The following is a 17,693-nucleotide window of genomic DNA, read 5'->3' on the forward strand; positions in this document are numbered from 1 at the left end:
CCGCCCGGCGGGATGCGCGTCGTGCATCGGCTGGTGCTGGGGTGGGCCGGCCACCGCACCGCTTTTTTGCGGTGGCCGGCCCACCCAGCTGCCGGAACCGCCGTCAGGTCAGGCGGGTTCCGGCGGTGCCGCCGCCGCTACCCGACGGCACCAGGCGGTGATGCCGTGGTTGCGCACGGCTTCCCGGCCTACTGTGCGGGCGTCATGAAGAAGGTGAACCCGGCCGGCTCATCCGCTCGTGCCGCGGTCACCGGTGCCGGCCCGGCGGGCGGGACGGTGCTGTGGCCGCCGGCCATGTCGTGGGCGATGGTGGCTTCGATCCACGGTCGGTAGTAGCCGAGGTCGGTGTTGATGGTGGGCTTCTCGCACGGCGTGTCGGTGTTGGTTTCGCGGCTGAGCAGGCCGACGGCGACCCAGGTCCGGCCGCGGCCGGGCTGATATCGGTGTTGCAGGGTGGGTCCGCCGCTGTCACCGAAACAGGCGCCGGGTGAGACGCACAGTTCCCCGGCGCCGATGGCTCCGCCTTCGCACGCGGTGTCGGGCAGGCGGGTGACGTTGCGTTGGCGCAGCTGTTCCGGCAGGTCGGTGCCGGCGGGTACCGGGTATTCGGTGAGGCCCCAGCCGATGATCCGCGCGGGTCCGTGGTCGGCGTTCGGTCGGGCCGGCAGGGTGGCGAGGGGGCCGGGGATCGGGCGGTCGAGGCGCAGCACGGCGAGGTCGGCCGGCGGCCGGCCGGTCTGTTGCAGCCAGGCCCAGTCGGGTTGCAGCAGCACGGTGGCGCCGACGGCGGTGTGGCCGCCGCTGGTCCGGTTGGTCGAGCCGGTCCTCGTGCTGGCTAGTTCGGCGGTCACGGCGGTCACCGTCGGGTTGACGGTGAAGTCGGACAGGCAATGCGCCGCGGTGAGCGCGTATCGGGGCCGGATCTGGATGGCAGCGCATTTGAGGATGCCGAGCCCGGGGTAGGTCACGGCCAGGGCCGTCATGCCCGGGTAGGGGTGCTGGGCTTGCTGGCCGTCGACGATCGCCGCGGCGGGCCCGGCGGTCGCGGCGAGCATCACGGTGGCGGCCACGGCGATGGTCGCTGATCTGAGGAGTGTCATCGGGTCCGTTTCGTAGGGTTGGCCCGGCTCGGGGGTCGTGCCGGGTTGCTATTCGGGTTGGGGCACCGGCAGCTGCCGGGTTTCCTCGGCTGCTGGCGCCGATCGCCACGCACGGCACTGCCCGTTGGCACGGCCCTGTGCGATGGCGAGTTCCGGTGATGTGACGTCGCCGCGCGGACCGCACGGGTGACGGGGGCCGCGTGGGCGGCGGCGGCCTGGCGGCCTATGTGTGGCTGTCCGGGTCGGTGAGCGGCTGCGGATGGGGCTCTTTGGCGACCTGCACGATGGCGATGGCGGCCAGCAACAGCGTTTCGGATTTGTGTTCTTGCATGCGCAGGCTGAGCCACACGTCGGCGACCGTTTCGAAGTCGGTGGCTCCAGCGGCGAGCTCGGCGCGGACCTTCACCACCGTTTCCTCAAGTCTGGGTAGTACCCGTTCGTAGTCGGCCCGGGCCGCGGCGATGACCGGCGCTGGAGGCAGAGGCCGGCGGCCGCCGGGTGTGCTGGTCGGATCGGTCATTGGTCCTCCTGAATGTTTGGCCGCGGGGTGGGTGAGCGCGTCGACGACTGCGGTGCCGTGCGGACCGGCCCTCGGGGCCAGCTGCGGGTCGTGTGGGCTTGTCGACGACGAGCGAGGTCGTCGGGCGGTGTCATGCCGGTGGCGACGCCTGGTCGGCGCTGGAGTCCGTGGTGAGGGCGAGGGTGCAGCTGATGCGGCGGTGGTCGGAGTAGCGCGGCGGTGGGAATCCGTCGGGGAGGTGGACGCGGTACGAGCCGGGCACCACCTGGGCGGTTTGCAGTAGCGCGGTGTTGGCGAGCAGGTAGTCGATGTGCAGTCCGTTGTCACCTGTTGGTGGGAACGGTCGGGCTGCTTGCGGGTCGTGTTCGGCGAGGTGGTGGAAGCCGGCGCCGTTGCGGCGCCCGGGTACGGCGGGCTCGGCCGGTTCCGGGTCGTGCCAGGTGCCGATGAGCCGGTCGACGGCGCGGGTGTCCGGGGTCCAGGTGCCGTCGGGTTGTGGCCGGTATTGGTAGTCGAGCCGGCCGGGCGGTTGGTGTCCCCAGAACGGCACGGGTAGGTGGGGTCCGGAGCTGGTGGAGTTGAGGTCCCCGGCGATCAGGGTCGGGGTGGTGCTGGTGCCGTATTGGGCGAGCAGGCGGGCGCGGGCCAAACGCTGGTCGCTGTTGTGGTGTGACCAGTGCTCGACGTACACGTGCAAGGCTGTGTCGGGGTGCTGGCGCAGGCTGAACCGGGCGAGGTTGCGTTTGTCGTCGAACTCCGGTTCCTCGCCGGCGGACAGGCGCAGCACGGTGGGGTCGTAGATGATCGCGGTGCCGAGCGGGCCGGTGAACAGTTCCCCGACGTAGGGCCGGCCGAGCGCGGCGCTGAGCTGGTTGATCGCGGTGCAGAACGGGCGCCGTCCCCGGCGATGCCAGAATTTCGCCTCGCACAGCGCGATCACGTCCGGCACGGGTGGTTCGGCGAACGCCGCGATCAGGTTGCCCAGGCGGTGCGACCCGTCCGGTTGCAGCCCGCCGCCCTGGTAGTTGAACAGCGACAGGGTCAACTCGCACCGCGAAGCAGGTACCCCGGTGGGATCCGGCGGCAGGTCGGGGGCGGTCATCGGGTGGCCTCGAGCGGCCGGCGGCGGCTGGTCAGGGCTTGCCAGGCGGCGCGGCCCAGTGGGGGCAGTGTGGTGATGGTGCGCCATTGGTCGGTGGCGGTGGTGTGGAGGCCGCGACGGGTCAGTCCGTGGTGTAGGCCGGGTAGGTGTTTGGCGCCCCAGATGAGCACGATGTCGCGGTCGGTGCCGTCGAAACCGTCGAGGGCGAGGGTTTCCCGGTCGCCGAACAGCACCGGGTGCAGGGCCGCGGCGTTGCGGGGCGGTCGCGGGTCGGTGCGGCTGGCGGCGAGCAGCCGCATGCCCAAGGTCAGCTGGAACAGCAACTTCGCGCGTTCCCGCCGGTCGTACGGCCGCTGGCGGCGTTTGCTGCGGTGGGTGATGTGGTCGCGGACGGCGGGCTCGCCGGCGCGGCGGATGATGTCGAGGTAGCTCAGGTCGCGGATCTGCCAGTGCGGCGGGTAGCCCAGTCCGTCGATCTGCCCGATCAGGCCGAGGGCGGCGAACCGCTGTTTCTCCAGCTCGTGCAGGCGGTGCAGGCCAGCCACGGCCGAGTGTTCGGCGTCGGTGACCTCCGGCGCGTCGCATGGCAGCAGGATCGATCCCTCGCAGTGCGCGGCGGCGCCGCCTGCGGTGAGCAGGGCGATGGTTTCGCGGAGTCCGGTGAAGTACGCGGGGTCACCGAAATGCATGGTGGCGATCAGGGTGACCCGCCGGCCGGTACTCGGGTGGATGTAGTGGCGGATCGGGGTTTGTAGCCGGTCGCCGGTGACCCGTAGGTAGTCGGTCATAGCGTCAGGGGAGTCCTTGCTGGAAGGTGAAGGGGGAGCCGGCCTGTGCGTGGCCGGGCGGCTGTGTCGGCTGGGCGGCAGTGGTGGTTGGACGGCGCTGGGGTAGGTGCTTCGGGTGTGGCTGGCGTTGGTGTCATTGCGGTGGGGATGGTTCGCGGCGCAGCGGCTGCAGGGTGATCGCCGCGGTGATGCCCACCGGTAGTCCCGTGCTGTGGTAGCCGGCGTGGGCGGCGGCTGCGATCAGCGAGGGGATCAGCACCGTGTAGCTGGGCATCGGCGGTCCGTCGGGGCCGGTGTCGGCGAGCAGGGCGCTGCCCAGACCCCGGCGTTGCCGGCCGGGCTTGACCGCGAGCAGCAGCAGATGCCGGTGCGCGTCGGCGGGATGCACTTCGGCGAGCCGGGCGTCCAGGTGGGCGGCACGGCGCGGTTCCGCGGTGTCGCCGGGCAGGAGCAGGCCGGGTGGATGCGCGCCGTCGGTGCAGGTGGTCCAGGCAGCTCCGGCGAGGATCTCGCCGTCCCGCTCGACGACCCGGAAGACCACCCGCCCGCCGGTGTGGCCGGCGAGGTGGCGCAGGTGGTCGCGGACCGACGGCGCCCGGCGTGCCGGGGCCGGTTGCAGCCACCAGGCGAGCGCGGTCTGCTCCAGCGCCGGAGTCATCGCATCGATCAGCCGGGCGGTGTCCCAGGTACCGGCGGTGCGGATGGTCAGGGCGAGGTCGGCGGGCATCGGCTTCAACACGGCTCCTGGTCGCGGCCGGTGCCGCCGGGTTCACGGAGCAGGGACGCCGACGACGGCAACGGGCGCGCGACGTGATGGGTGCTGCTCATCGGGCTCTTTCCACGAGGCAATGTGCGAAACCAGCGGGAGGGCGATACCTGGCGCAGCTGGCAGCGGCGCTGTCCTGAGCTGCAAGCTCGCCCGTGGGTGGGTGCTGGGTGTGCTGGCCGCGGTGTCCACCATGACGGGGCCAGCACACCCAGCCCGGCGGACCGCCACGGGAGCAGGCGGTCCCTTGGGTGTCTGCCGGCCGTGGGGTCGACGCGGCAGGCACCCGGTGGGAAGGCTTTTCAGTTGGTGCCGGGTGTGGGCTGGCCGGTGGTGGTGTGCCTGCGAGGCAGGCCGCGGGGTGGCACACCACCACCGGCGCCGGGACCGGACATCGCGTACTCGGGGCGCCGCGATACCGGTCTGTGCCGGGAACCGCTGGCGACGGCGCGTTCCTCGGCGGGTTGAAGGTCGTGGCGGTTCGTGGCCGGCCGCGGGCACCGTGCCGCGAGGGTTGTGGGTCATGCGGGCCGCCGGTGGTTGCGGCGTCGTTGGCGGGGCACGCCGGGGTGGGGGGTTTGTCCGGCGAGGTCGGTGCAGAATTCGTCGATCCACTCCTGCCGGAGGCCGGGCATGCAGATGATCCGGCCGGTGTGCTGGTCGCCGCCGAGCACCCACGGCTGGGGCAGGGGTGCGGCAGGTTGGGCGAGGGTGATGGTGAAGGCGGGCCATTCCCAGTGGGACGGCCAGCCGAGGTGTCGCAACCGGTCGTGGGTGTAGGCGGCGAGCCGGCGGGCCTGCTCGGCACGCTGGTGGTGGGTTTCGAGACCGCCGCCGGTGGTCAGGGACCAGTGCAGCAGCAGGGGGGTATGACCGCTGCGGGAACCGGCGATGGTCGTATCGGTGGCCCCGATGTAGGCGACCTCACCGCCGGGATGGTCCGGTCGGCGGGGGTAGAGCAGCACGGCGCAGGGCATCAGAGTGGACAGGTATTTATGGCCCGAGATGACCAGGCTGGTAGCGCCCGCGGTGAACCCGAACCGCGGCTGATCGGGGAGCAGGGCGAGGGGGATGCCGGCCAGGGCGGCGTCGACATGGATACGCCGCCGGCTGATGCCCAGGTCGTCGCACAGGCCGGCGATGCCGGCGACGTCGTCGACGGCTTCGGTTTCGGTGGTGCCGACGGTGGCCACGATCGCCGCCGGCCGGCCACGGAAGCACAGCAGCTGAGCACGCAGTTCGTCGAGGCTGATCCGGCCGTGCGCATCGGTGCGGATCTGCACCAGCGGAGCCCGGACGAGGCGGGCGGCTTTCGCGGCGGAGTAATGCGCGGCGGTCGAGGCGTAGACGACGACATCGGGGTAGGCAGTCGCGGCTTCGTCGATAGCGTGGATGGTTCCTTCGGTCGCACCGGACGCGACGTACCCCCACACCTGCTCCCCGGCGCCGAACAGCGCGCCCAGCCGGCGGACCACGTCGATCTCATAGCTTTTGCTGTGGTTGCGGCCGTGCCCGTCGGTCCAGGGATCACCGACGTTGTTGAGCAACTGCCCGGTCAGGATCGCCGCGAGGTCGGGGTAGGTGCGGTCTGTCGCACCGGGGAACGCCAGGTGATACCGGCGGTCGGCCGCCCACCGGGACCCTTCCAGGGCGGCCAGCACATTCAACGGCAGTTGTTGTTGCGCGTCGGCGGGCAGCATGGCGGGTACGGTCACGACCGGCCTCGCCCGGTCCGGCGGCGGGTGGCTGCTTCACGGCGGGCGTGGTCGGCTTCGTGCAGGGCCCGGTCGAGTTCCCACATCCAGCGCAGCAGCTGCCCGTACCCGGATTGCTGGTACAGGGTTTCCAGCTCCACGTGCGCGAACGGGTACGGCGCTTGCAGCCGGAACAGGCTCAGCGCCCGGTGGGCGTGAACGGTGGTCACGTTGTGGTCGGTGGCGCAGCGCCGGTCGGCGATGATGACCTGCTGGTCGACGGGGTCGGCCGAGCCGGTGGCGAGGAAGAGGAAGACGCCGGGGATGTCCATCTCGTTGGTGGCCGTTTGGCAGACCTGCGCGAAGGCGCCGGTGTGGGTGTCCAGGCTCGACAGCCCGAGGCCCAGGTAGACGGCGTCGGCGGTCATGCCGTCGTCGCTGCGGTTGGCGATCTGTTCGCGCAGATCCCAGACCAGGCGGGGGTCGCGGCCGCGGACCTGCCCGGTCAGCGACGACAGCAGCGGGACGGGGTGCTGCGATTCCGGTCCGGCTTTCCACAGCCGGGTCGCGGCGCGTACGACGGTCAGCTGTGACGAGCGTGATCCTGGGTCGGCGGGTTGGGTGAACAGGTAGGCCAGGGCGTACGCGGACAGCGGGGTGCGGTAGCGCAGTCGCCAGGCTTGGCTGCCGTGGTTGACGCTGAACTCCCGTAGTCGGTGGAACACCTGCCACTGCAGGTCATAGGCCTGCCACTGCGCCAGCTCGGCGGCTTCCTCGCAGGCGCGCTGCTGGTTGGCCAGCAGCCCTGGCGGCAGCTGATCAGCTGCCCGCTGCCCGTCCCACTGCCCGGCCGGCTGCCGGCCGGCCGGCGACGGGTCTGTCGGGTTGTGCGCTTGGGCCATCAGGCTGCTCGCGGTACCTTCGGCAGACGGTTCGGGGGCGGGTTCGAGCAGCAGGCGCATCGCGCTGGCGCGCGACGGAGTCAGGTAGGCAGGAAGGCTCATATCTCGATCTCCGCGAGGTCGTCGTCGAGGACCCGTTCCGGGGCGGGGACCCCTAGTCCGAGCCCGTCGTAGATTTCTGGCCGGTAGGCGCGCAGCCAGGATCCGGCGGCCAGCCCGGCCAGGGCGGCGGCGCCGATCGGCACGGCGATCAGCCACGGCAGCGGGGATCCTGGCGGGGTGCCCAGCAGCGCGCCGAGGCTGGAGGCCATGAACACCACGGCCAGCACCCCCGCGATCCCGCCGGCGAAGGGAAACACGCGGCGCACGAGGACGGAGTCGGCGCCGCCGCGGCCACGGTCGAAGAAGTTCAGCGCCGACCACGACGACGCGGTCAACAGCAGCAGCACACAGAACGCGCCGATCGTGGACAGCCACGGGAAAACCACGCCGAGGGGATCGGCACCGACAGCGAGGAACACGCCGAGCACGAGCGCGGCGGTGACCGCCTGCACGGTGCTGCCGCCCAGCGGGGCGCCGCCGGCCGCGCCGCGGCTTACCGTGCCCCAGGAGGCGGGCAGCACTCCTTCGCGCGACAGCGCGAACACGTACCGGGCGACTGCGGCGCTGAGCGCACCCATCGCTGCCAGGACGCTGGTGACCAGCAGCAGAGTCGCGAGCTCCAGGATGCCGGGGCCGAACACGGCATCCAGCAGCGCCAGCGGCTGCCGATTGTCGTCGGCGGTGGCGTCGGCAAGCTGGTCGAGGCCGACCCATCCGCCGTACGCCCACGACGCCAGGCAGTACAGGATCCCGCACACGGCGATCGACGTGCCGGCGGCCCACTCCAGCGCGCGGGAGGTCTTGGCCTCCTCCGCATACGCCAGCACGGTTTCCAGACCGGCGAACGCGGCGACCGCGAACACCACCACCGACGCCACCGAACCGGCGGCCAGCAACCCGCCCGGGGCGAAGACCTGCATGCTGATCGAGCCGGAGGCGGGACGGCTGAACCCGGCCGCGATGAACAACACGATCACCGCGAGCTCCAGCGCCAGCAGCACACCCAGCAACTTGGCGTTGACCGCCCCGGGATGCCGGCCCAACCAGAACACGACCAACCATGCACCGGCGGCCCACCACCACCAGATACCGCCGAACAAACCGGCCAGGGTGGTGCCCAAAAGCGGGTACAGCGAGATCTGCAGCGCGTTGTAGCCGACGAACGCCACCCCGGCCGCGACCAGCCCCGCCCACGGGCTCGCCCCATGGACAAGCTGGGCGTAGAACGGGGCACCGTGCTTGACCCGCCGGCCCACCCGCACATACCCGACCGCCAGCAGCCCGATGACCACCATGACGATCAGGAACGACAGAGGGACGCTGGCCACCCCGGTCGTGCGGTACATCGTCGGGATACCACCGACCAGCACCGTCTGCGGGGAACTGGCCACCACCGCAGCGGTGAACAGACCACCCCCGCCGATCGTGTACCGGGCGAGCGTCTTCGGCCGGTTCATGACGCCGCCGACAGAGCCGCAATACGGGCAACACATATGTCGACTGTGGACAGATCGATGAGAGATTGTTCCACCGTTTTATTCACGCTCATCCTCGGGCACGTGGTGGGAACGGTCTACGGGGCTACCGGGAAGGTCGCGCAGCTGTGGCCGTTGTGCAGGCCATCACGGCGTCTACCTGCCTGGCCTAGTCATCGGCTCGACCGTGTCGTCATTCACGGCATATCCCGGGTTCCGGGCCTGGCTGGCCGCGGTGCCGGCGGCGGATGGCAGGTGTGGGTGCCGGGCCTTCGCCGCAGCCGGCTGGTCAGGTAGTGCGACCATGCCAGAGCCGCGGGGCACAACTGGCCACCGGGAACGGGCGTCCACGCCGTCGGGTCGATGCGGTATCCGCCGGATTCGCAACCGAGCGCCATCATCCTTCGCCCGTTGATAATCATGGCCTGCACGGCATCGTGACCGCTGTCGCGCAAGAACACTTCGGCGCGGCGCAGGTATTCGCGGCCCCGCAAGCAGTCCTGCCACTGGTACACCGCCACAGCTTGCAGAGCCTGCGCGCACGCCGACCGGGCCAACTCGCTACCTGCTGAGACCTTCGCGAAGTCGTCGCACGTCGGCAATGCCTGCGGCTGACCGATCCAGCACCCGGCATCCGCCATCACGGCAACTGCCGCCAAGAAATCCGCACTTGCCGGATGGGCCGGCGGACCCGCCAACGTGACAGCGTCCACGGACGCAACGAACGCCTCGTCCCCACGATCCAGCCGCAGATACACCTCCGCCCGCAGCGTCCGCAGCACAGCAGACGGCCGCTGCCGTTCGGCTCGACGCAACCACCGCAACGCCATCCGCGGGTTGACCAACGCCGCTCGACGCAAACGGTGCAACGAATACCGCCTGACGCTGTCGGTCATTGCTGGTTCTAGAAGGTCGACGGCGCGGCCTAGGGAGTTCACCGGCGCACCGCCCGGGCCGTCTGGCCGACGCCCGCATACATCCACCGGGAGTCGTCGTCGGGGGCCACCGGTGTGTCGGGCCGCCACTGCGGCGGTGACACCAGACCTGGTTCGAGCAGCTCGAACCCGTCGAAGAAACGCCGAATCTGGTCTACCCGGCGGGGAACCAGCGGGGTGGTGACCTTAAGCCGTTCGAATTCGGCGGCCAGCGCGACGGCAGCCTCAGGCCGGTGTTCGCTGGTGGTATGCGTCAGGACCAGGTAGCTGCCCGGTGAGAGCGCGTCGCGGAAAGTGGCGACGATCGCGGCCGCCGCGGCGGTGTCGGGGATCAGGTGCAGCATCGCCACCAGCAGCACCGCAACGGGCCGGTCAAGGTCGAGCAGACCACGCAGTACCTTGTCCTGCAGGATAGTTTCGGGTTTCCGCACGTCACCTTTGATGACGACCGTTGCGGCGGTGCTCGGATTGTGGTCCGCGAGCAGAGCGTTGCCGTGCGCTAGGACGGACGGGTCGTAGTCGACGTAGACGGTGCGGGCCAGGGGATTGGCCTCTTGGGCGATCTCGTGAACGTTACCTCTGGTGGGAAGTCCCGAACCGATGTCCAGGTACTGGTCGACGCCGGCCCGGGCAAGACAGCGCACGGCGCGCTGGAGGAAAGCACGGCTCTCGCTGGCCACCCTGCGGCCGTCGGGGGCACCGACGTTCTCGCACAGCTCGTTGAGTGTCTCGGCCGCGTGCCGGTCGACCTCGAAGTTGTCCTTGCCGCCGAGCTGGTAGTCCCAGATCCGAGCGACGTTGGGTACCGAGATGTCGAGACCGGGGGCTCGGTCATGCATCGGGGGCCTCCGTCCGCACGTTCGGCGACGTCGGTTGCTGCGGCGCGGAGGTGCGCGCCGCCCCGGGCGGTAGGACGAGGGCGTCGAGCACGCCGTGTGTGCCGCCGCACACGCGGCACATCGGACGGGATGCGTCCGGGTAGGTCACCGTGGACTCCTCGTACGGATGCGCCGGATACTCCACCGGCTCGACCACCCCGACCGCGTCGTGGTGCATGTGGTAGCAGTGGTGTGGCTTGCCGTTTGGGTACTGGCGTGCGATCTCAGCGGTAGCCAGCTGGGACAGCAGCCGCCCCTGCAGTTCGGCGCAGTCAGGCCGATGCACGACCACGGCCGGCGGATACTCACGTTTGCCGGTCATGGCGCAGCACCCGTTGCGCTTGCCGTGGAGACGGCGCGCACGATGCGGCGTACCGCTTCCTCCTGGCCGAACTTGCCCAGGTGATCATCCGGCGTACCCAAACGCCGTCGATAGGCGTTCCAGCGATCGCCCAGGCTGGCATGGATGTAACCCACGTAGTCGCCTCGGTAGATCACGCTGTAGCCATTCGAGGTGGACACCGTCAGGGTGGCCCCGGCGATCTCGCACGTATGCGGCTGAACCCGATGCTCAACCATGAGACAGCCTCGGAAGACGATCAGCTGCAGGCTCGCCCAGCGTGAACATTGCGACGTCGCTTGTCTCGGCGGGTAACCAGCCGTCCGAGGGCACGAAGAGGAGGGCCCGTGCGTGGCGGGGTGTTGCTGCCGGTCTATGAGTGTGCCGGACTGCCATGTCACCCTCCTCGCGATCAACGGACGGCTGGCCTCGGGCATCAAGGCGCGCCCGGCGCCTGAACGCGACGCTGGTCGATGTGCGTGCGTCGTGATTCCACATTCACGTAACTGGCCGGGCGCTCGTAAGCCTGGATCAGGTGTTGATTTACGGTGGCGAGTTATCCCTCGCCGCCACGTTGACCTGGGCATTCTTGAAGCCGGGTGTGAATTGGCGTCGTTGAACCGATGATTCGGCGGTTTACGCTCTGCGCAGCCGGTGGCGACCAATCCGCGGACCGGCGAGGACGCGAGGGAGGAGTGTCGGATGTCGAGCCCGTACGTCCGTCGCCGGCGGCTATCCGACGAGCTCGCCAGACTCCTGGAGGAGCATGGCTATTCCGCCGATCAGTTGGCGAGCGCGACCGGGTTGAGTAAGCAGCGGATCAGCCGGATCAGCCGGTGCCAAGTACGGCCGAGCCTCGACGAGATCCTGCGGATCCTCGATCACTTCGACGCCGATCACGAACGTCGGCGAACGATCACCGACGTCGCCCGCGATGCGCAAGAACGCGGATGGTGGGAACGGCAAGCGGCGCAGATGGGCCTTCGGCAGGCGCTCTATGCCGACCTGGAATGGGGCGCCGCCACGATCTGCGAGTATCAACTCACCTTCGTTCCCGGCCTGCTCCAAACCGAGCTGTTCTCACGAGCCCGTATCGCCGCCGACAAGGCCATCTACCGCGTCGCCTTCGACGCCGAACGTGCCGTCGCGGCACGCCAAACCCGCCAGCGGTTGCTTCAGCAACCCGGAGGTCCGGTCTATGAAGTCGTGATGGACGAATTGGCGATACGCCGGCTTGCCGCACCGGTCCGGGTGGTCGCCGCGCAACTCGACCATCTCGTTGACCTCGGCCACCACCACGACCGGGTCCGCATCCGTGTGCTGCCCACCGACGCGCAGATCGACGGCCATGCAGTACCTCGGTCAGCGTTCTCGATCTACCGGTACCCCGATCCCGGTGATCCGGTCGTCGTCGCTGTCGACACCGCAACATCCGATCTGGTCCTCACCAGATTCGACGACGTCGAACCGTACCTGGCTCTGTATGCCCGGCTGCACGCGGCGGCTCTTTCCCCAGCGGACAGCCTCGACTTCCTCGCCGCACTCGCCGGGGACCTACCCCACGAAGAACACCACACGGAAGGCGCCAACTATGCACACCAAATTTGAGATATGGCGGAAATCCACACGCAGCAGCGGAGGAGACAACTGCGTCGAAGTCTCCTTCGCCCAGGACGGCAGCGTCGGCGTCCGCGACTCGAAAAACCGCGACGGTGCTATTCTGGAATTCACTGCGACCGAATGGGATTCCTTCCTCGGTGGAGTCCGAGCCGGCGAATTCAACCGCTGACCCGGTGGCAAACAGCACCCGTCCGATGCGGCACAAGGGACAACAATTGAGCAAGACTTCTTGTTAGCGAGTTGGCGAGGTGAGACGCTGCTGGATGTCGCGCGAAGCGCAGCGGCATCCAGCAGCTACCACGATGGCTGAGGTGACGATCAGGATGGGTGGCGGGCAGGGCGGCGTACGAGGCAAGAACTCGAAGCTGATCGCTGCCCGCGAGCGCCAGGCCATGTCCGACGGTGAGCCGATGCAGCCGCAGGATGTTGCGGAGGCGATGAACGTGTTCCTCTGGGCCGAGCACCAGAGGAACCCCAAGTCGCCGGAGCCGACGATTCTTGATCATCGGTTCGTGCTCGCGTACGAGGCCGGCCGGTACTGGTGGCCGTCCGCCCACTACCGTGCTGCCTTCCGGCACGTGCTGGACGTCGCCACCGACGCCGAGCTCGGCTTCACCCCAAAACGACGCCGGCGTCGCGGCCTGCATGCTCCTGCAAACTCGGCAGATGTGAACCCGCTCGCGGAGTTCGCGGACAAGGCCGACGATGCGCAAGGTGATGTCGACGACGTTAAGAACCGCTTCCAGGAACAAGCGTTGCGGCGTCACATTATCACTTCCCCCGATGATCACCCCGTCGTTGTTGATGGGCAAGGGTCGGCTGCGCATGGCGATCGCCGATTGGGAATCGAGGACACGGTGAACCCCGGTAGTGCCGAAACGGATCTTGTTGACTTCGCGTCCATCTTGGATCAGCGCGGAATTAGCAACTCCGAGTTGACGGCAGTTGAACTGGCTTGTCAACGACTCGATCAAGAATTCGCACGAACGTCACCGGACGAGCTCATCTCGAAGATTCGAATGCTGATGAAGCTGGTGACCAACCACTTGCGCCAGCCGCAAACGCTAAGTCATCACGAGCGACTCGTACGACTAGCGGCCCGAGTGGCTGGATTACGCGCCTGGGCATGTTTCGATATCAACGACCATCACGCGGCTGATCGATGGTACGACGCGGCAGTGACCGTCGCGCAGGACTCTAAGGCCTGGGGCCTCGGCGCCTGGTTACTTGGCGCCCAAAGTCTGATCCCTTGGCATCGGCGCGAAATGCGCCGGGCCGCCGCGCTGATCGAACGCGGCATCTACTTCGCCAGTCAAGGCACGGACGCGACGACACGAGCATGGCTGTACGCTCTACAAGCCCGGGCAAACGCTGGCAAAGGAGATGGTGAAGGCTTTGATAGCGCCCACGCCCGGGCGCAGAGAGAAGCAGAAGAATCCAACGAGCGCGACCGCCGCCACGGCATGGACTTCACCAACGGTTCGCTCGACCTTCGGTACTACGCCGGCACGAGCAGGCTCCTGCTACGCCAACCCGGCCAGGCCTACACCGACCTAACCGGCTCGCTGAACGCACTGCCCAAGACGCACACCAAAGCCCGCGCCGTGTTGAGCCTCTTCCTCGCCGACGCAGCTGCACAATCCGGTGATACGGCCCAGGCCAGAGACCTCACCCTCCGCGCGCTTGCATCCACCATCGAACAGCCCATCTTGCCAATTTTCCAGCAAAGTCGCCGAGTACACCGACTCGTCCAACAACAAGATCCCGCATCAGCAGCGACATTGATCGACGCGGTCCAAAACTTTGGCACGGCTCTGACCGCTGTAGCGAGCAAGGCAACATCGTGAACCTGACCGGCTTGGGGATCTGGACCGCACAATTCGACTTCCAACCCGCCGAGACAATCCGCGTGACAGCACAGGAAATCGAAGCACTCGGGTACGACTCGCTATGGGTTGGCGAAAACGTCGGCCGCGAACCCATAAGCCAATCCGCGATCCTGCTCGCCGCTACCCAGGACATCATCGTCGCAACCGGTGTTGCGAACTTCTGGGCTCGTGACCCCCTGTCCATGTACGCGGCACACCAGACCCTCACCGAGGCATACCCCGACCGCTTCATCCTCGGCGTGGGCGTCAGCCACCCGAAACTGGTCGACGACACCCGCGGACTGCGATATAGCCGACCCCTCCAGGCGACGCGCGACTACCTGATCGCCATGAACTCCCACACGCGAAGCTACCGTGCGGTGCCAGCACAGAACGCCGTACGCGTACTCGCCGCACTCGGCCCCCGCATGCTCCAACTGGCCGCGCAGTACACCGCCGGAGCGCACACCTACTTGGTCCCTCCCGAGCACACCGAACACGCTCGCCGCATTCTCGGGCCAGACAAGTTGCTCGTCGTAGAGCAGGCGGTCGTCCTCGGCAAGGACAGGTCCACAGCTCGCGAGATCGCCAGAAGGCACCTACGCCGTTACCTCCCCCTGCCCAGCTACGTGAGGAATCTTCGCCGGCTCGGCTACACCGACGATGATCTGGGCCACGGCGGCAGCGACCGGCTGCTCGATGCGCTAATTGCCTGGGGCGACGAAACAGCCATCCTGCAGCGGATCCGCCAACACCACCAGGCCGGCGCGGACCATCTCTGCCTACAAGTCCTCGACTCCGATTCACGCGGACTGCCGCTACACCAATGGCGCCGTCTTGCGGCCATCACGCCAGACCTTGTAACCCGCGCGATCCGGACCGAAGCACAGACAAACGAGTAATGGAACTTCTCGACGTGATCTGGAACGCTGGACGCAAAGGGGGCTGAGATGGCAGGCGAGAGGCGGGAGACTCGCGGGAAAAATTTAAATCTGATCGCCGCTCGTGTACGCCGGACCATGCCTGACGGTGAGCCGATGCAGTCGCAGGATGTTGCGGAAGCGGTGAACGTGTTTGAGCTGGCTTCGCGAAGTCCCGCGCCCCTTCAGTGCGAAGTGCGCGGGTATGCCGAGAGTATCCGAGTCAGCATATGACGACGCGAGTTCTCTGCATTGTGGTCTGTGGCGCCGGGCCAGCGGATCGGGTCGGCCGCCTTGTCGAGGATGCGCGCCGTGAACGGTGGACGGTACGCATCGTTGCCACGCCTACGGCGACGGGATTCATTGATGCTCAGGCACTTGCAGTCCAATGCGGAGCAGCGGTGCGCAGCGACTACCGCGCCAGCGCCGAGACGGGACCACGCGCAAGCGCCGCGGACGCGATGATCGTCGCACCGGCCACTTATAACTCAATCAACAAGCTGGCGACCGGTATCAACGACACGTACGCACTCAATGTCGTTTCTGAAGCAATCGGACGCCGCAGACCAGTGGCGATCATGCCCTTCGTCAATGCTGCTCTGGCCGCGCGGACGCCCTTCACCGAAGCTGTGCGATCGTTACGTTCTGAAGGTGTGCACATCGTATATGGCCCAGGACAGTGGGAGCCGCATCAGCCAGGTGAAGGAGGCTCACGACTGGACGGCTTCCCGTGGAGCCTTGCGTTGTCTGCGGTCACTGAGTTAGGTCGAACAGTCAAGCCGACCAAATCATGAACAGTCATCGAGTGTGTGGACGACGCCGTAGAGGTAACGGGTGAGATGGTAGTCGCGCGGGAGGGGAATCGCGGGAAGAACTGGAAGCTGATCGCTGCCCGCGAGCGCCGGACCATGCCCGACGGTGAGCCGATGCAGCCGCAGGATGTTGCGGAGGCGATGAACGTGTTCCTCTGGGCCGAGCACCAGAGGAACCCCAAGTCGCCGGAGCCGACGATTCTTGATCATCGGTTCGTGCTCGCGTACGAGGCCGGCCGGTACTGGTGGCCGTCCGCCCACTACCGTGCTGCCTTCCGGCACGTGCTGGACGTCGCCACTGACGCCGAGCTCGGCTTCACCCCGAAACGGCAACGCCGTGACCGCACCCGTACGGCTGTCTTGCCAAGCGGGCCGTCGGCGGCGTCCGAGAGTTCGTCGGTGGAAGAGCGGAATCGGCGTGGTCTCTCTGAAGGGAGTGACTGGCGTTCTTTGCGGGTGGGTGGTTTGCTCTCGGCTCTATATGGGCTCGGCGAAGCCACCATGGACCTCGATGATCTGAATCGGTTTCATGCGGTTGTGCGTGATGCCAGTCGCGTCCTCGGCGCGGATCTGGTCCGCTACCTCGGCGAACGGCTAGATCGATGCGCTAATGACGACGGGGTGCGTGGCCCGCGTCATGCTTTGCCGGGAACGCTTGGGGTTCTGGCGCTAGTGCAGCACTCAGTGCGGGACGTCAAGCCTCAGGTCAGGCGACCACTGTTGGCTGTCGGTTCGCGTGCGGCCGAGTTTGCTGGCTGGCTCTATCGCGACTGCGGTCAGTCCTCCGCGGCGGACTACTGGCGTGACCGAGCTTGCGAGTGGGCTGTGGAGTCCGCCGACTTTGCGATGCCCGGCTATCTGCTAGTCAAGAAGAGCCAATCGGCGTGGGACAACCGAGACGCCAGCAAGATGCTAGGGCTGGCCCAGGCAGTTCGGGAAGGGCCGTGGAGGCTTCCGGCGCGTGTCATGGCAGAAGCCGCACAGCAACAGGCTCGGGGCATGGCGATGCTGCGCATCGGGCAACGCCAGGTAGACGACGTGCTAAAGGAGGCTCGGAGTCTATTGGATCTTGCCGCGGAGGACCGAACATCGCTGGCGGCTCACTATGACACGGCCCTTTTCGAAGTGCAGACTGCTATCTGCTACGTGGAGTGCGGTCGTCTTGAGGAAGCAGTCGATATCTACGAGTCAACGCTCACAGCTGCTTTGTTCTCGGCCCGCGACCTGGCCTACTTCTCGGCGTTGAAAGGCCAGGCGCTTGTAGCAGCGGGCCGTGTCGACGATGCCGCATTGACGGGCGCAACGACGCTCGGTACGGCCTTCGCGGCTGGCTCGGCGCGCACAGTGCGCGAACTGTCCAGGCTGCGTCACCGCCTCGAACCCTGGCGGGCCCGGCCAACCGTACGCGAGTTCCTACAGTTAATGGACGCTGTGTAGTCACTCCATGCGCAGCCACTCGGTGATCGATTGGACCGCCGCTGCCTGCCACTTTTGGGTGCGCGGATCGACATATTGAGGATCGTCGTGAGCTGCGATTCCGTGCTGTGCTCCGTCAATCTCAATGAGCTTGGCATTACCGGCAAGTCTGTCGACCAAATCGCGGGAGCTCTGCACAGGGATGAATGTATCCCCGGTGCCGTGCAGAACCAGGGTAGACACCCGTACCTGCTCGACCGCCTGGTCGGGCCGCAGATGAAACACCTCGTTGAGTAGCGGACGGCCCAGCTTGAAGGTCGGCGAGTGGGTCAGGAACCCGTCCTGAAGGAGTTCTTTTCCGGCGTCCTCGTTGATCCGGTCGTCAGTCCAGTACGGCTTATCGTCGATGAAACGTTTCTTGTAATTGATCAGCGGATTGATCAGCACAAGCTTAG

General features: G+C 67.6%; 19 protein-coding genes. 6 read left to right on the forward strand and 13 right to left on the reverse strand.

Annotated elements, in window-relative coordinates; translation table 11 throughout:
* Positions 1-188: 188 nt before the first annotated feature.
* The 12 genes from Ari01nite_RS42735 to Ari01nite_RS42790 form a co-directional block, all read right to left on the reverse strand.
* On the reverse strand, positions 189-1,100 hold the full coding sequence (locus tag Ari01nite_RS42735) for a S1 family peptidase (RefSeq protein WP_203789578.1): 912 nt from the start codon (positions 1,098-1,100) through the stop codon (positions 189-191).
* A 223-nt stretch (positions 1,101-1,323) separates the two neighbouring features.
* The gene (locus Ari01nite_RS42740; RefSeq protein ID WP_203789580.1) at positions 1,324-1,620 is read right to left on the reverse strand and encodes a hypothetical protein; all 297 of its coding nucleotides are present in this window, start codon (positions 1,618-1,620) and stop codon (positions 1,324-1,326) included.
* A 130-nt stretch (positions 1,621-1,750) separates the two neighbouring features.
* Positions 1,751-2,722: an endonuclease/exonuclease/phosphatase family protein gene (locus tag Ari01nite_RS42745; RefSeq protein WP_203789582.1), complete on the reverse strand. Its 972-nt coding sequence runs from the start codon at positions 2,720-2,722 to the stop codon at positions 1,751-1,753.
* On the reverse strand, positions 2,719-3,510 hold the full coding sequence (locus tag Ari01nite_RS42750) for a hypothetical protein (RefSeq protein ID WP_203789584.1): 792 nt from the start codon (positions 3,508-3,510) through the stop codon (positions 2,719-2,721). The genes Ari01nite_RS42745 and Ari01nite_RS42750 overlap by 4 nt, the downstream gene beginning before the upstream one ends.
* 133 nt (positions 3,511-3,643) lie before the next feature.
* Positions 3,644-4,249, reverse strand: coding sequence for a GNAT family N-acetyltransferase (locus Ari01nite_RS42755; protein ID WP_203789586.1), 606 nt, complete (start codon positions 4,247-4,249; stop codon positions 3,644-3,646).
* 548 nt (positions 4,250-4,797) lie between these two features.
* A complete protein-coding gene (locus Ari01nite_RS42760) occupies positions 4,798-5,991 on the reverse strand; it encodes a pyridoxal-dependent decarboxylase (protein WP_203789588.1) in 1,194 nt (397 codons plus the stop codon).
* Positions 5,988-6,974 (reverse strand): hypothetical protein, encoded by a 987-nt coding sequence (locus tag Ari01nite_RS42765; protein WP_203789590.1) that lies wholly within the window; start codon positions 6,972-6,974, stop codon positions 5,988-5,990. Before Ari01nite_RS42765 ends, Ari01nite_RS42760 begins: the two co-directional genes overlap by 4 nt.
* Positions 6,971-8,431, reverse strand: coding sequence for an APC family permease (locus Ari01nite_RS42770; protein WP_203789592.1), 1,461 nt, complete (start codon positions 8,429-8,431; stop codon positions 6,971-6,973). The genes Ari01nite_RS42765 and Ari01nite_RS42770 overlap by 4 nt, the downstream gene beginning before the upstream one ends.
* A gap of 215 nt (positions 8,432-8,646) precedes the next feature.
* Positions 8,647-9,345, reverse strand: coding sequence for a hypothetical protein (locus tag Ari01nite_RS42775; protein WP_203789594.1), 699 nt, complete (start codon positions 9,343-9,345; stop codon positions 8,647-8,649).
* 38 nt (positions 9,346-9,383) lie between these two features.
* Positions 9,384-10,223 carry an SAM-dependent methyltransferase gene (locus Ari01nite_RS42780; protein ID WP_203789596.1) on the reverse strand — a complete coding sequence of 280 codons (840 nt, stop codon included), beginning with the start codon at positions 10,221-10,223 and terminating at the stop codon, positions 9,384-9,386.
* Positions 10,216-10,584, reverse strand: a complete 369-nt coding sequence (locus Ari01nite_RS42785) for a hypothetical protein (RefSeq protein WP_203789598.1) — start codon at positions 10,582-10,584, stop codon at positions 10,216-10,218. Before Ari01nite_RS42785 ends, Ari01nite_RS42780 begins: the two co-directional genes overlap by 8 nt.
* The gene (locus tag Ari01nite_RS42790) at positions 10,581-10,841 is read right to left on the reverse strand and encodes a hypothetical protein (RefSeq protein WP_203789600.1); all 261 of its coding nucleotides are present in this window, start codon (positions 10,839-10,841) and stop codon (positions 10,581-10,583) included. The genes Ari01nite_RS42785 and Ari01nite_RS42790 overlap by 4 nt, the downstream gene beginning before the upstream one ends.
* A gap of 463 nt (positions 10,842-11,304) precedes the next feature.
* Between Ari01nite_RS42790 and Ari01nite_RS42795 the strand changes: the two genes are divergently transcribed.
* The 6 genes from Ari01nite_RS42795 (at position 11,305) to Ari01nite_RS42820 (ending at position 17,259) form a co-directional block, all read left to right on the forward strand.
* The gene (locus Ari01nite_RS42795) at positions 11,305-12,210 is read left to right on the forward strand and encodes a helix-turn-helix domain-containing protein (RefSeq protein ID WP_203789602.1); all 906 of its coding nucleotides are present in this window, start codon (positions 11,305-11,307) and stop codon (positions 12,208-12,210) included.
* Positions 12,194-12,391: a DUF397 domain-containing protein gene (locus Ari01nite_RS42800; RefSeq protein ID WP_203789604.1), complete on the forward strand. Its 198-nt coding sequence runs from the start codon at positions 12,194-12,196 to the stop codon at positions 12,389-12,391. Before Ari01nite_RS42795 ends, Ari01nite_RS42800 begins: the two co-directional genes overlap by 17 nt.
* Positions 12,392-12,533: 142 nt before the next feature.
* Positions 12,534-14,069, forward strand: coding sequence for an NsdA family TPR-like regulatory protein (locus Ari01nite_RS42805; RefSeq protein WP_203789606.1), 1,536 nt, complete (start codon positions 12,534-12,536; stop codon positions 14,067-14,069).
* Complete coding sequence (locus Ari01nite_RS42810) at positions 14,066-14,992, forward strand: LLM class F420-dependent oxidoreductase (protein WP_203789608.1); 927 nt, start codon at positions 14,066-14,068, stop codon at positions 14,990-14,992. Before Ari01nite_RS42805 ends, Ari01nite_RS42810 begins: the two co-directional genes overlap by 4 nt.
* Positions 14,993-15,240: 248 nt before the next feature.
* Positions 15,241-15,804 (forward strand): flavoprotein, encoded by a 564-nt coding sequence (locus tag Ari01nite_RS42815; protein WP_203789610.1) that lies wholly within the window; start codon positions 15,241-15,243, stop codon positions 15,802-15,804.
* A gap of 15 nt (positions 15,805-15,819) precedes the next feature.
* Entirely contained in the window at positions 15,820-17,259 is a 1,440-nt protein-coding gene (locus Ari01nite_RS42820) for an NsdA family TPR-like regulatory protein (protein ID WP_203789612.1), read from the forward strand.
* On the opposite strand, the gene Ari01nite_RS42825 is transcribed toward Ari01nite_RS42820, so the two are convergent.
* Positions 17,260-17,693, reverse strand: a 434-nt coding sequence (locus Ari01nite_RS42825) for an alpha/beta fold hydrolase domain-containing protein (protein ID WP_203789614.1), incomplete at its 5' end; no start/stop codon positions are given.

The organism is Paractinoplanes rishiriensis (assembly GCF_016862375.1).
GTDB lineage: Bacteria > Actinomycetota > Actinomycetes > Mycobacteriales > Micromonosporaceae > Actinoplanes > Actinoplanes rishiriensis.

Excerpts from the sequence above, each read along its gene's own strand:
- Ari01nite_RS42790 (WP_203789600.1), bottom strand. The coding sequence starts at position 10,841 with ATGGTTGAGCATCGGGTTCAGCCGCATACGTGCGAGATCGCCGGGGCC.
- Ari01nite_RS42765 (WP_203789590.1), bottom strand. The coding sequence starts at position 6,974 with ATGAGCCTTCCTGCCTACCTGACTCCGTCGCGCGCCAGCGCGATGCGC.
- Ari01nite_RS42750 (WP_203789584.1), bottom strand. The coding sequence starts at position 3,510 with ATGACCGACTACCTACGGGTCACCGGCGACCGGCTACAAACCCCGATC.
- Ari01nite_RS42745 (WP_203789582.1), bottom strand. The coding sequence starts at position 2,722 with ATGACCGCCCCCGACCTGCCGCCGGATCCCACCGGGGTACCTGCTTCG.
- Ari01nite_RS42740 (WP_203789580.1), bottom strand. The coding sequence starts at position 1,620 with ATGACCGATCCGACCAGCACACCCGGCGGCCGCCGGCCTCTGCCTCCA.
- Ari01nite_RS42800 (WP_203789604.1), top strand. The coding sequence starts at position 12,194 with ATGCACACCAAATTTGAGATATGGCGGAAATCCACACGCAGCAGCGGA.
- Ari01nite_RS42735 (WP_203789578.1), bottom strand. The coding sequence starts at position 1,100 with ATGACACTCCTCAGATCAGCGACCATCGCCGTGGCCGCCACCGTGATG.
- Ari01nite_RS42785 (WP_203789598.1), bottom strand. The coding sequence starts at position 10,584 with ATGACCGGCAAACGTGAGTATCCGCCGGCCGTGGTCGTGCATCGGCCT.
- Ari01nite_RS42780 (WP_203789596.1), bottom strand. The coding sequence starts at position 10,223 with ATGCATGACCGAGCCCCCGGTCTCGACATCTCGGTACCCAACGTCGCT.
- Ari01nite_RS42815 (WP_203789610.1), top strand. The coding sequence starts at position 15,241 with ATGACGACGCGAGTTCTCTGCATTGTGGTCTGTGGCGCCGGGCCAGCG.
- Ari01nite_RS42770 (WP_203789592.1), bottom strand. The coding sequence starts at position 8,431 with ATGAACCGGCCGAAGACGCTCGCCCGGTACACGATCGGCGGGGGTGGT.
- Ari01nite_RS42775 (WP_203789594.1), bottom strand. The coding sequence starts at position 9,345 with ATGACCGACAGCGTCAGGCGGTATTCGTTGCACCGTTTGCGTCGAGCG.
- Ari01nite_RS42795 (WP_203789602.1), top strand. The coding sequence starts at position 11,305 with ATGTCGAGCCCGTACGTCCGTCGCCGGCGGCTATCCGACGAGCTCGCC.